Here is a 12027-nt window from a genome sequence, read left to right as displayed (position 1 = left end):
TGCTCAGGCATAGCTCGGAGGCGTCAAGCTTGCGTTGTAAGGGCCGTGGCGGTCCCCTATAAAGCCGGGCGGACATTCTGGCCGGATCCTCCGGCTGCCGAGGAGACTGTCGATGCCATGGAAGAATCAGGGCGGAGGCCCATGGGGCTCGGGCCCGAAAGGGCCGTGGGGCTCCGGTCCGCAACCCGGTGGCCCGAGGCCGCCCGATCTTGAGGACCTTCTGCGGCGCGGGCAGGACCGCCTGCAGCAGCTTCTGCCGGGCGGCTATTTCAGCGGCATCGGTATCGCGCTGATCGTGGTCGGGGCGATCGCGATTTGGCTTGCGTCGGGCTTTTATCGGGTGCAGTCCGAGGAACTCGGCATTGTGCTGCGTTTCGGCCAGTATGTACGCGACGCCGAGCCCGGGCTGAACTACCACCTGCCGTCTCCGATCGAGAGGGTTCTGCTGCCGAAGGTGCTGCGCGTGAACACGATCTCGATCGGCATGTCGTTGATCGACGACCCGGCGCGGCGCGGTCGCACCATGCGGGATGTGCCGGAAGAAAGCCTGATGCTGACCGGCGACGAGAATATCGTCGACGTGGATTTCACGGTGCTGTGGCGGATCAAGCCCAAGGGCGCTGCCGACTATCTCTTCAACATCCAGAATCCGGAAGGCACGGTGAAGGCGGTCGCCGAAAGCGCCATGCGCGAGGTCATCGGCCGCTCGAACATCCAGCCGATCCTGACCGGCGCGCGCACCACCACCGAGCAGGGCGTGCACCAACTGATGCAGAAGACGCTCGACAGTTACGGTTCCGGCATCCAGATCACCCAGGTGCAGATGCAGAAGGTCGATCCGCCGGCCCAGGTCATCGATAGCTTCCGCGACGTGCAGGCGGCGCGCGCCGACCTCGAGCGCCTGCAGAACGAGGCGCAGACCTATGCCAACCGCGTGATTCCGGAAGCGCGCGGCCGCGGCGCCCAGATCTTCCAGGCCGCGGAAGGCTACAAGGAGCAGGCGGTGGCCGAAGCCAAGGGCCAGAGCGCACGATTCCTGAAGGTGTACGAGGAGTACAAGAAGGCGCCAGACGTCACGCGCGAACGCCTCTATCTCGAGACGATGGAGCGCGTGCTTGGCCCCTCGGAAAAACTGATCTACGACGGCGGCGCCGCGGGGCAGGGCGTCGTGCCCTATCTGCCGCTCAACGAATTGACGCCGCGTAAGCCGGCGGCACCTGCCACTACCGGCCAGCAGCAGAGCGGAGGCAACCGATGAAGTCTCCGGTCACAGGAGTTGTTTCCCTTATCTTGGCGCTGTTGGTGCTGATCGTGGCTTACAGCTCGGCCTTCACCGTGGACCAGACCGAGCAGGTGCTGGTGGTGCGGTTCGGCGAGCCGAAGAGAGTGGTCACCGAACCCGGGCTGAACTTCAAGGCGCCCTTCATCGATACGGCGATCAGAATCGACAAGCGCATTCTCGATCTGGAAAATCCGTCGCAGGAAGTCATCGCCTCCGACCAGAAGCGCCTGGTGGTCGACGCCTTCGCGCGCTACCGCATCAAGAACGCGCTGCGCTTCTACCAAAGCGTCGGCTCGGTCCAGGCCGCCAACCTGCAGCTCACCACGCTGCTGAACGCATCGCTGCGCCGCGTGCTCGGCGAGGTCACCTTCATCGATGTGGTGCGCGACGAGCGCGAAATGCTGATGAACCGGATCCGCGGCCAGCTCGATCACGAGGCCGAGGGTTACGGAATCCAGGTCGTCGATGTCCGCATCCGGCGCGCCGATCTCCCCGAGCAGAACAGCCAGGCGGTGTACCAGCGCATGCAGACCGAACGGCAACGCGAAGCGGCCGAGTTCCGGGCCCAGGGCGGCCAGAAGGCGCAGGAGATCCGTTCCAAAGCCGATCGCGAAGCAACCGTGATTATCGCCGAGGCCAATTCGGCCGCCGAGCAGACGCGCGGCGCGGGCGATGCCGAACGCAATCGGCTGTTCGCGGAAGCCTACGGCAAGGATCCGGATTTCTTCGCCTTCTATCGCTCGATGAGCGCCTATGAGCACGGGTTGCGGAGCAGCGATACCCGCTTCCTGCTGCGGCCGGATTCGGACTTCTTCCGGTATTTCGGTAACCCGTCGGGCAAGCCGCAGCCGGGCGCTGAGGCGACGGCCGGGGCGGCAAAGCCCTAGCCCGGTCAAAAAGGAAACGGGGGCGACGTCCAGGTCGCCCCTTACCAACCAGGAACAGCACAAGGGGAGGTTCCAATCCGATGAGGTCCATTGCGTTTGCCGACTTCCTCATCGGCTTAGGGATTCTGTTCGTGCTGGAAGGCGTCATGTTCGCGGCCGGTCCCAACTGGATGCGCAGGGCCATGAAGACCGCCATGACCTCGCCGGACTATGTCCTGCGGGCGGCCGGCATTGGCTCGGCGGTGATCGGCCTGATCTTGATTTGGGTCGTGCGGCGCCACACCTGAGGCACCAACGTCATCGTGAAGCGTTGATGTCTGTTTTTCGCCGTATTGTCCGGCTTCTCAGGCCTTGAGCCGTGAAGGTCCGTGCTTGCGCCCTCGGCCCGTTCGAGCGCAGTGTGGGGCAATATTTCTCGACGACTCTCTGGAGACAACCGAATATGACCGCTACCCCTGCCTTGACCCGCCGCCTGCGTCTCGGGCTGGCCGCGATCGTCCTTGGCGCCGCGAGCGCGGTCGTCTCGCCGGCTTTCGCACGCGGGCCCGAGGGCATCGCCGATGTCGCCGAGAAGGTGATCGGCGCGGTCGTCAACATTTCGACATCGCAGACCGTCGAAGCGAAAGGCGACGGCCGCGGCGCGACCCCCCATTTGCCGCCGGGCTCGCCGTTCGAGGAATTCTTCGACGACTTCTTCAAGAACCGCAGGGGACCCGGCAGCAAGGGCGGAGAAAAGAACGGCGAACACACACCGCGCAAGACCAACTCGCTCGGCTCGGGCTTCATCATCGACACCTCCGGCGTCGTCGTGACCAACAATCACGTCATCGCCGATGCCGACGAGATCAACGTCATCCTGAACGACGGCACCAAGGTCAAAGCCGAGATGGTCGGCATCGACAAGAAGACCGACCTTGCCGTGTTGAAAATCAAACCGCCGAAGCCGCTGACCGCGGTCAAGTTCGGCGACTCCGACAGGCTGCGGCTGGGCGACTGGGTGGTCGCGATCGGCAATCCGTTCAGCCTCGGCGGCACGGTGACGGCGGGCATCGTCTCGGCGAAGAATCGCGACATCTCCTCCGGTCCCTATGACAGCTACATCCAGACCGATGCCTCCATCAACCGCGGCAATTCCGGCGGTCCGCTGTTCAACCTCGAAGGCGAAGTCATCGGCGTCAACACGCTGATCATCTCGCCGTCCGGCGGTTCGATCGGCATCGGTTTTGCGGTGCCGTCGAAGACGGTCGTGGCCGTCGTCGACCAGCTCCGCCAGTTCGGCGAATTGCGCCGCGGCTGGCTCGGGGTGCGCATCCAGGCCGTCACGGACGAGATCGCCGAAAGCCTCAACATCAAGCCGGCGCGCGGCGCGCTGGTTGCGGGCGTCGAGGACAAGGGCCCGGCCAAGCCCGCGGGCATCGAGCCCGGCGACGTCGTGGTCAAGTTCGACGGCAAGGACATCAAGGATCCGCGGGATCTGTCGCGCGTGGTGGCAGACACCGCCGTCGGCAAGGAGGTCGACGTCGTCATCATCCGCAAGGGCCAGGAGGAAACCCGCAAGGTCACGCTCGGGCGCCTGCAGGATCCCGAGAAGGTGCAGGCCGCGATCAAGACCACCGAGGAGCCGGCGGAGAAGCCGGTGACCCAGAAGGCGCTCGGCCTCGACCTGGCGACGCTGAGCAAGGACCTGCGCACCCGCTACAAGATCAAGGACAGCGTCAAGGGTGTGGTCGTCACCAGTGTCGATGCCAAGTCGGATGCCGCCGAGAAGCGGCTCTCCGCCGGCGACGTCATCGTCGAGGTGGCGCAGGAGGTGGTCACCAGCGGCGCCGACGTCCAGAAGCGCGTCGACCAGTTGAAGAAGGACGGCAAGAAATCGGTCCTGCTGCTCGTCTCCAACGCCGAGGGCGAACTGCGCTTCGTGGCGCTGAGCGTGCAGTAGGGTCAGAGGCCGCAGCTCACATCACTGTCATGCCCCGCGAAGGCGGGGCATCCAGATGCCGAGCGGAACGCACGTGGACATGCGGCGGTTCGTTGCCCTCGTTCGAATAGAAGAACGCGCGATAGGATCGCCAGCGCAGGACCGTCGGCATTCGAACTATCCCCCCACAAACTCCTCCCGCCGGTACCCCTGCGCGTAGAGCAGCGCGGTGAGGTCGCCGTGGTCGATGCGGGCGGCTGCCGCTGCCGAGACCGCGGGCTTGGCGTGGTAGGCGACCCCGAGGCCGGCTGCCTGGATCATGCCGAGATCGTTGGCGCCGTCGCCGACCACCAGCGTGTCGACGTCGTCGAGGTTCAACGACCTGCGCAGCTCGAGCAGCGTGCCGAGCTTGGCGGCGTGCCCCAGGATCGGCTCCCTGACCTGCCCGGTGAACCTGCCGTCCTGCACCAGGAGCTCGTTGGCGCGGTTCTCCTGGAAGCCGATCCTCTTCGCGATCTCGTTGGTGAACAGCGTGAAGCCGCCCGAGATCAGGCACGTCCAGGCGCCGCTCGCGCGCATGGTCATCACCAGTTCCCGGCCGCCCGGCGTCAGGGTGATGTGACGGGTGAGGACTTCGTCGACGACGCCGACCGGCAGGTCTTTCAGAAGTGCAACGCGCTCGCGCAACGCCGGCTCGAAGGCGATCTCGCCGCGCATCGCGCGTTCGGTGATATAAGCGACGTGCGCCTTCAGGCCGGCGAAGTCGGCGAGCTCGTCGATGCATTCCTGCCCAATCATCGTGGAGTCCATGTCGGCCAGAAAAAGTTTCTTGCGCCGGAAAGCGGAAGGCTGCACGACAATGTCGATCGGCAAATCGCCGCGCACCTCGCGCAGGCGCCGCTCGATGGCGTGGAGGGCGCTCTGGTCGGCGATTTGGGCGGTGAAGGGAATATCGATGGCCACCTCGTCGAACAGCCAATGCCCCGGGCCGGCCTCGGGCAGCACGGCGCGCGCGCCTTCCACGATCGTCGAGTCGAGCGCGGGGTTGGCGGGATTGCAGATGAGGGTGGCGACGAGAGACATTTTCAGGTGAGCTCGGAAAGGCAAGAGAGCAAGGCCGTGCTTATCGCAGGGCCGACCGCCAGCGGCAAGTCGGCGCTGGCGATCGAACTGGCGCAAAGAACGGGCGGCGTCATCATCAACGCCGATTCCATGCAGGTCTATCGTGACCTCCGCATCATCACCGCGCGGCCTTCGCCGGAGGAAGAGGCGCTCGTTCCGCATACGCTCTACGGCTATGTCGATGCGGCGGTGAACTTTTCCGCAGGGTCCTGGGTGGTGGATGCAGGAAAGGCGCTTCTCGAGGCGCGCGCGCAAGGGCGGTTGCCGATCTTCGTCGGCGGTTCCGGGCTCTATTTCAAGGCTCTGGTTTCAGGCCTTTCCGCGGTACCGCCGATTCCGGCCGAGGTGCGCGAGAGCGTGCGCGCGCGGCTAGATCGCGACGGTGTCGAGGCGCTGCACGCCGAACTGGCGCGGCGCGATCCGGCCGCCGCCGAGCGCCTGAAGGTGAGGGATCGCACCCGCATCGCCCGCGCGCTGGAGGTCGTGGAGGCGACCGGGCGCTCGCTGCTCGACTGGCATCGGGAAGGCCTGCCGGCGCTGCTGCCGCCAGGCGAAGTCAGCGCGCTGTTCATGGCGCCGGAGCGCGAGGCGCTGTACGCCCGCATCGACGCGCGGTTCGATGCCATGCTGGCTTCGGGCGCGCTGGACGAAGTGGCGCGCCTTGCCGCGCGACGGCTCGATCCGCTGTTGCCGGCGATGAAGGCGCATGGCGTGCCGGTCCTGATCCGGCACCTTGCCGGCGAGATCAGTCTCGAAGAAGCGGCCGCGATCGGCCGCGCCGACACCCGCCAGTATGCCAAGCGGCAGTTCACCTGGTTCCGGCATCAGTTGCCGGAGTTTGAATGGGTGAGGCCGGAGGAGGCGGGGGGATGGCTCTCCGCTGTCGTTCCGGGGCGCGCGTAAGCGCGAGCCCGGAACCCATAACCACAGGCCGTCGTAAGTGGCGCATCACGGCCACACCTTCGCACCACACAGGCGCTTGTGGTTATGGATTCCGGGCTCGCGACTTCGTCGCGCCCCGGAATGACAGGGGCTGACGGCCACCGCTTTTGCAGCAGCGCAGCAAATTGCCTCTCGCCGAACGACCACAATGCAGCTAAACTGCCCAAATCGCGCGAAACCCACACGGCGCCTTGACTTCCAGCCGCCGGCAGCTATAACGCGCGCAACCTTTGGGAAGCCGGGCGCCGTCCATGCGTAACATTATTACCAAACTGCTTATTGCCGTAGTACCCAGGCGCATCGCCGGGGATGGCTAGCGGCCATCCAAATTCAGGCGGTGCGCACGGGGCCTCTTCGGGCCCTTTTTTATTTCCCGAACCACTAACCGAAAAAGCCGCTGGCAACAGCGCATCCGGAGCAAGCCATGAGTGACAAGAGCCACGATCCGAACCAGATGACCGGCGCCGCGATGATCGTCCGCGCCCTGATCGATCATGGCGTACAGCACATTTTCGGCTATCCCGGCGGCGCGGTGCTTCCGATCTACGACGAGATCTTCCAGCAGAGCGAAGTCCAGCACATCCTGGTCCGGCACGAGCAGGGCGCCGGCCATGCCGCGGAAGGCTATGCCCGCTCGACCGGCAAGCCGGGCGTCGTGCTGGTGACCTCGGGCCCCGGCGCCACCAACATGGTGACGCCGCTCGCCGACGCGTTGATGGATTCGATTCCGCTGGTCTGCATCACCGGCCAGGTGCCGACGCATCTGATCGGCAACGACGCGTTCCAGGAATGCGACACCGTCGGCATCACCCGGCCGTGCACCAAGCACAACTGGCTGGTGCGCGACGTCAATGATCTCGCCAAGGTGCTGCACGAGGCCTTCTATGTCGCAACCAGCGGCCGGCCGGGCCCGGTCGTGGTCGACGTTCCCAAGGACGTGCAGTTTGCGACCGGCACCTATCACCCGCCGCGCAAGTCCGACGTGCACGTCTCCTACACGCCGCGGCTGAAGGGCGACGCGCAGCAGATCCGCAAGGCGGTGGCCCTGCTCGCCTCCGCCAAGCGCCCGGTCATCTACAGCGGCGGCGGCGTCATCAATTCGGGACGAGAGGCTTCCAGGCTGTTGCGCGAACTGGTCGAGGTCACGGGCATTCCGATCACCTCGACGCTGATGGGGCTGGGCGCCTATCCGGCCTCGGGCAAGAACTGGCTCGGCATGCTCGGCATGCACGGCACCTACGAGTCCAACATGGCGATGCACGGTTGCGACGTCATGCTGTGCGTCGGCGCGCGATTCGACGACCGCATCACGGGAAGGATCGACGCGTTCTCGCCGGGATCGAAGAAGATCCACGTCGACATCGACGCGTCCTCGATCAACAAGAACATCCGCGTCGACGTGCCGATCATCGGCGACGCCGGCAGTGTGCTGGGCGATCTCTTGCAGGTGTTCAAGGCGGAAGCCAAGAAGCCCGACATCAAGGCGTGGTGGCAGGAAATCGCCAAATGGCGCGCGCGCAACTCGCTCTATTACAAGAAGAGCAACGACATCATCATGCCGCAATATGCCATCGAGCGCCTGTTCGAGGCGACGCGCGGCAGGGACGTCTACATCACCACCGAGGTCGGCCAGCACCAGATGTGGGCGGCGCAGTTCTACGGCTTCGAGGAGCCGCACCGCTGGATGACGTCCGGCGGGCTCGGCACCATGGGCTACGGCCTGCCGGCCGCGGTCGGCGTCCAGGTCGCCCATCCGGACAGCCTGGTCATCGACGTCGGCGGCGACGCCTCGGTGCAGATGACGATCCAGGAGCTGTCGACGGCGGTTCAGTACGAATTGCCCATCAAGGTCTTCATCCTCAACAATCAGTACATGGGCATGGTGCGGCAATGGCAGCAGCTGCTGCACGGCAACCGGCTGTCGCATTCGTACACCGAAGCGCTGCCCGATTTCGTCAAGCTTGCGGAGGCCTATGGCTGCGTCGGCATCCAGGCCATCAAGCCGTCCGATCTCGACGGCGCGATCCATGAGATGATTTCGGTCAAGCGCCCGGTGCTGTTCGATTGCCGCGTCGCCTCGCTGGAGAACTGTTTCCCGATGATCCCGTCCGGCAAGGCGCACAACGAAATGCTGTTGCCGGAGCAGGCCAACGACGAGGCGACCGCGTCCGCCTTCGCCGCCGGCAAGGCATTGGTGTGAGGTGAGCGTCGACCATGTTTGACCTGAAGCAGCTCGAGCGTGCGCACGAGATCGTGGGCCAGGCGGTGCCCGCGACGCCGGCGCATGCCTGGCCGCTGCTCGGACAGCGGCTCGGGACCAGCGTCGTCGTCAAGCACGAGAACCACACGCCGATCGGCGCCTTCAAGGTGCGCGGTGGGCTCGTCTATATCGAGCGGCTGAAGCGCGAGCGCCCGGATGTGCCCGGGATCATTTCGGCGACGCGGGGCAATCACGGCCAGAGTCTGGCGTTCGCCGCCAGCCGTCATGGCGTGCCGGCGGTGATCTACGTGCCGCGCGGCAATTCGGTCGAAAAGAACCGCGCGATGCGCGCGTTCGGCGCCGAGCTCGTGGAACACGGCGAGGACTTCCAGGCGGCTCGGGAAGAGGCCGAGCGCCGCGCCCAGTTTACCGGCCTGCACATGGTGCCGTCGTTCCACCCGGACCTCGTGCGGGGGGTGGCGACCTACGCGCTCGAATTGTTCAGGGCGGCGCCGGACCTCGACATTCTCTACGTGCCGATCGGGCAGGGCTCCGGGATCTGCGGCTGTATCCTCGCCCGCGACCTGCTCGGTCTGAAGACCGAAATCGTCGGCGTGCAGTCGACCGAAGCGCCGTCCTACGCGCTGTCCTTCGCCAAGGGCACCATCATTGCGACCGCAACCAGCAACACCCGCGCCGACGGCGTGGCGACGCGCATTCCCGATCCGGACGCGTTTGCGGTCATCCGCAAAGGTGCCTCCCGCATCGTGCAGGTCACCGACGAGGAGATCGCCGCCGCGATCCGGGCCTACTGGACCGACACCCATAACCTTGCCGAAGGCGCCGGCGCCGCCGCGCTCGCCGCCGCCATGCAGGAGAAGAGCCGGCTGCAGGGCAGGCGCGTCGGCCTGATCCTGAGCGGCGGCAACATCGATTTTGAGCTGTTCCGGACGTGGGTGATCGCCGATGCGCCTGCAGCCGACAAGGTGGTGGCCTGATGTGCCGCCTGTTCGCAAACGCCTTCTTCACCTCGCCCCGCTTGCGGAGAGAGGTCGGATCGCATCGCCGATGCGATCCGGGTGAGGGGGACTCTCCGCGAGTCCGTCTCTCACCGCCCCTATGGAGAGCCCCCCTCACCCCAACCCTCTCGCCGCAAGCGGGGAGAGGGAGTCTGACCTTTTCGGGATAAGCAAAATGAACCAGCCCGCAAACCAGCCCGCATCCGCCTATTTTATTGAAGATCGTCACGATCCCAGCGAGACGCACACGCTTTCGGTGCTGGTGCAGAACGAGCCCGGCGTGCTTGCGCGCGTCATCGGGCTGTTCTCCGGCCGCGGCTACAACATCGAGAGCCTCACGGTGTCCGAGACCGAGAGCCAGAAGCATGTCTCCCGCATCACCATCGTCACGACAGGCACGCCGATGGTGATCGAGCAGATCAAGCACCAGCTCGACCGCATGGTCCCGGTCTATCGTGTCGTCGACATGACGCTGACGGGCCGCGCGATCGAGCGCGAGCTTGCCATGGTGAAGGTGCGCGGCGTCGGGGAGCACCGGGTGGAGACGCTGCGCCTTGCCGATGCGTTCCGCGCCCGCGTCATCGACGCCACCGTCGAAAGCTTCGTATTCGAAATCACCGGCAACACGTCCAAGATCAATCAGTTCATCGACCTGATGCGCCCGCTCGGTCTGGTCGAGGTGTCGCGCACCGGTGTCGCCGCCATCGCGCGCGGGCCGGAAGGGATGTAGCCATGCTGGCGCGCGACTGGTTCTACAACGAGCGCAATCGCATCGGGCTCGATACCGCGGTCGCCTCGATCTACGACCATGGCGAGGATGCCGACCTGCGCGCCCGCTCCGCGCTGAAGATGCTGGGGTTGCAGAGCGGCTGGCGCATCGCCGACATTGGCTGCGGCAACGGCGTGCTGGCGACCGAGGCGGCGCTGATGGGGGCCGAGGTCGACGCCATCGACATCTCGCCGGCCATGCTGGCGCTCGCCGAAATCTACGCGCGCGACCGCAAGGCGCGCGTCCGCACCCGCTCGGCGGGCCTGCTCAGCTTCGCCTACGAGCCCTGCTCCTACGACCTGATCGTCAGCGAGTTCACGCTGCACCACCTGCCGGATTTCTGGAAGGCGGTGGCGCTGGCGCGCATCCATCGTGCGCTCAAGCCCGGCGCGAGCTTCTATTTGCGCGATATCGTCTACGTCTCGATGCCGGACGGCGGCGAGCGCGACGTCGAGCAATGGGCCGACTTCCACATAAAGAACCATGATTTCGCGCGCGACAGCGTCGTCGCCCATATGCGCGACGAATACTCCACCTTCGGCTGGGTCATGGAGCGCATGCTGACGGACGTCGGCTTCGTCCTCGTCTCGGCCGACTATCATGCCCCCATGCACGGCACCTATCTCCTGCGCAAGCCGACGCCCGGCGAACAGAGCTGAACAGGGCGAAGATGTCAGAGCCGCTCCTGTTCGCGTTCATCCTTTTCGCGGTGGTGATGTTCTTCACCCCGGGGCCCAACAACATCATGCTGTTGTCCTCCGGACTCACCTACGGCTTCCGCCGCACGCTGCCGCATATGGCCGGGATCATCTTCGGCTTTGCCTTCATGGTCGCGGCGGTGGGCTTCGGGCTCGGCACCGTCTTTGTCGCCTATCCGGTCCTGCAGACGGTCCTGAAATATGCCGGCGCCGCCTACCTGATCTATCTTGCCGTCGGCATTGCGCGGTCCGGCCCGGCCCAGCCGGGCGAGGACGCCGGGCGCGGCCCGATGACCTTCTGGGGCGCGGCCATGTTCCAGTGGATCAACGCCAAGGGCTGGGTGATGGTGATCGGCACCATCACCGCCTATGCCGCGATCGCCAGCTTTCCCTGGAATATCCTGATCCAGACCGCGATCAGCCTGGTGATGGGAGCGGGCTCGACCGTGGTCTGGGCCCTGTTCGGCACCGCACTGCGCCCCGTCCTGACCTCGGAGCGCCTGGTGCGCGGCTTCAACCTTGTGATGGCGGCGCTGCTGTTGGCCTCGCTTTACCCGGTATTCGTGGACGCATGATGCCACGCTTTTCCATGCAGAAACGGGTTTCCCCTGTCGGGGAAAATGCTCTAGACAACGCCCGAAATCCGCAATTTTCACCCCGGAATACGTGAGCAACGGCCGACTCAGGCCCCTTTTAGAGGAAACCACCATGCGTGTTTATTACGATCGCGACGCCGACCTGAACCTGATCAAGGGCAAGAAGGTCGTCATCGTCGGCTACGGCAGCCAGGGCCACGCCCATGCCCAGAACCTGCGCGACTCCGGCGTGAAGGAAGTGGCGATCGCGCTGCGCAAGGGCTCGGCCTCGGCCAAGAAGGCGGAAGCCGCCGGGTTCAAGGTGCTCGAGGTGGCGGAAGCCGCGAAATGGGGCGACCTCGTCATGATGCTTACCCCGGACGAGCTGCAGGGCGACATCTATCGCGAGCACCTGCACGACAACATGAAGAAGGGCGCTGCCCTGGTTTTCGCCCACGGCCTCAACGTCCACTTCAACCTGATCGACCCGCGCGCGGATCTCGACGTGCTGATGATCGCGCCGAAGGGCCCCGGCCACACCGTGCGCTCGGAATATCTGCGCGGCGGCGGCGTGCCCTGCCTGATCGCGATTCACAAGGATCCGTCGGGCAATGC

General features: G+C 65.4%; 13 protein-coding genes. 11 read left to right on the top strand and 2 right to left on the bottom strand.

The window, feature by feature from the left end; all coding sequences use genetic code 11:
- Nucleotides 1–112 precede the first annotated feature (112 nt).
- The 4 genes from hflK to HY852_RS05450 all read left to right on the top strand — a co-directional run bounded on the left by hflK (nt 113) and on the right by HY852_RS05450 (nt 4108).
- Entirely contained in the window at nt 113–1258 is a 1146-nt protein-coding gene (gene hflK, locus HY852_RS05465; protein WP_291603209.1) for an FtsH protease activity modulator HflK, read from the top strand.
- Nucleotides 1255–2169 (top strand): protease modulator HflC, encoded by a 915-nt coding sequence (hflC, locus tag HY852_RS05460; RefSeq protein ID WP_291603208.1) that lies wholly within the window; start codon nt 1255–1257, stop codon nt 2167–2169. The genes hflK and hflC overlap by 4 nt, the downstream gene beginning before the upstream one ends.
- 80 nt (nt 2170–2249) lie before the next feature.
- Nucleotides 2250–2456, top strand: a complete 207-nt coding sequence (locus HY852_RS05455; protein ID WP_291603205.1) for a DUF2065 domain-containing protein — start codon at nt 2250–2252, stop codon at nt 2454–2456.
- Between the two features lie 155 nt (nt 2457–2611).
- Nucleotides 2612–4108, top strand: a complete 1497-nt coding sequence (locus tag HY852_RS05450) for a Do family serine endopeptidase (protein ID WP_291603204.1) — start codon at nt 2612–2614, stop codon at nt 4106–4108.
- Between the two features lie 16 nt (nt 4109–4124).
- Here HY852_RS05450 and HY852_RS05445 read toward each other — a convergent pair whose 3' ends face one another.
- Together HY852_RS05445 and serB are read right to left on the bottom strand one after the other, a co-directional pair.
- A complete protein-coding gene (locus tag HY852_RS05445) occupies nt 4125–4259 on the bottom strand; it encodes a DUF4160 domain-containing protein (RefSeq protein ID WP_291603203.1) in 135 nt (44 codons plus the stop codon).
- Nucleotides 4260–4264: 5 nt separating this feature from the next.
- A complete protein-coding gene (gene serB, locus HY852_RS05440) occupies nt 4265–5170 on the bottom strand; it encodes a phosphoserine phosphatase SerB (RefSeq protein WP_291603201.1) in 906 nt (301 codons plus the stop codon).
- Between the two features lie 36 nt (nt 5171–5206).
- Between serB and miaA the strand changes: the two genes are divergently transcribed.
- The 7 genes from miaA to HY852_RS05405 form a co-directional block, all read left to right on the top strand.
- Nucleotides 5207–6112 carry a tRNA (adenosine(37)-N6)-dimethylallyltransferase MiaA gene (gene miaA / locus HY852_RS05435; RefSeq protein WP_291603199.1) on the top strand — a complete coding sequence of 302 codons (906 nt, stop codon included), beginning with the start codon at nt 5207–5209 and terminating at the stop codon, nt 6110–6112.
- Nucleotides 6113–6575: 463 nt separating this feature from the next.
- Nucleotides 6576–8351: an acetolactate synthase 3 large subunit gene (locus tag HY852_RS05430; protein WP_291603197.1), complete on the top strand. Its 1776-nt coding sequence runs from the start codon at nt 6576–6578 to the stop codon at nt 8349–8351.
- A 14-nt stretch (nt 8352–8365) separates the two neighbouring features.
- On the top strand, nt 8366–9349 hold the full coding sequence (locus HY852_RS05425) for a threonine dehydratase (RefSeq protein WP_291603196.1): 984 nt from the start codon (nt 8366–8368) through the stop codon (nt 9347–9349).
- Nucleotides 9350–9545: 196 nt separating this feature from the next.
- Nucleotides 9546–10100, top strand: coding sequence for an acetolactate synthase small subunit (gene ilvN, locus HY852_RS05420; protein WP_291603194.1), 555 nt, complete (start codon nt 9546–9548; stop codon nt 10098–10100).
- A 2-nt stretch (nt 10101–10102) separates the two neighbouring features.
- The gene (locus tag HY852_RS05415; protein WP_291603192.1) at nt 10103–10798 is read left to right on the top strand and encodes a class I SAM-dependent methyltransferase; all 696 of its coding nucleotides are present in this window, start codon (nt 10103–10105) and stop codon (nt 10796–10798) included.
- Between the two features lie 11 nt (nt 10799–10809).
- Complete coding sequence (locus tag HY852_RS05410; protein WP_291603191.1) at nt 10810–11412, top strand: LysE family translocator; 603 nt, start codon at nt 10810–10812, stop codon at nt 11410–11412.
- Nucleotides 11413–11545: 133 nt separating this feature from the next.
- Nucleotides 11546–12027 (top strand): NAD(P)-dependent oxidoreductase (locus tag HY852_RS05405; protein ID WP_291603190.1); only part of this gene is annotated, 482 nt, incomplete at its 3' end.

It is taken from the genome of Bradyrhizobium sp. (assembly GCF_016213215.1).
Classification (GTDB): Bacteria; Pseudomonadota; Alphaproteobacteria; order Rhizobiales; family Xanthobacteraceae; genus Bradyrhizobium.
Note: the sequence above shows the minus strand (reverse complement) of the source record. Positions and strands in the feature narration are given on the sequence as shown.

Excerpts from the sequence above, each read along its gene's own strand:
- hflK (WP_291603209.1), top strand. The coding sequence starts at position 113 with ATGCCATGGAAGAATCAGGGCGGAGGCCCATGGGGCTCGGGCCCGAAA.
- hflC (WP_291603208.1), top strand. The coding sequence starts at position 1,255 with ATGAAGTCTCCGGTCACAGGAGTTGTTTCCCTTATCTTGGCGCTGTTG.
- HY852_RS05455 (WP_291603205.1), top strand. The coding sequence starts at position 2,250 with ATGAGGTCCATTGCGTTTGCCGACTTCCTCATCGGCTTAGGGATTCTG.
- HY852_RS05450 (WP_291603204.1), top strand. The coding sequence starts at position 2,612 with ATGACCGCTACCCCTGCCTTGACCCGCCGCCTGCGTCTCGGGCTGGCC.
- HY852_RS05445 (WP_291603203.1), bottom strand. The coding sequence starts at position 4,259 with ATGCCGACGGTCCTGCGCTGGCGATCCTATCGCGCGTTCTTCTATTCG.
- serB (WP_291603201.1), bottom strand. The coding sequence starts at position 5,170 with ATGTCTCTCGTCGCCACCCTCATCTGCAATCCCGCCAACCCCGCGCTC.
- HY852_RS05430 (WP_291603197.1), top strand. The coding sequence starts at position 6,576 with ATGAGTGACAAGAGCCACGATCCGAACCAGATGACCGGCGCCGCGATG.
- HY852_RS05425 (WP_291603196.1), top strand. The coding sequence starts at position 8,366 with ATGTTTGACCTGAAGCAGCTCGAGCGTGCGCACGAGATCGTGGGCCAG.
- ilvN (WP_291603194.1), top strand. The coding sequence starts at position 9,546 with ATGAACCAGCCCGCAAACCAGCCCGCATCCGCCTATTTTATTGAAGAT.
- HY852_RS05415 (WP_291603192.1), top strand. The coding sequence starts at position 10,103 with ATGCTGGCGCGCGACTGGTTCTACAACGAGCGCAATCGCATCGGGCTC.
- HY852_RS05410 (WP_291603191.1), top strand. The coding sequence starts at position 10,810 with ATGTCAGAGCCGCTCCTGTTCGCGTTCATCCTTTTCGCGGTGGTGATG.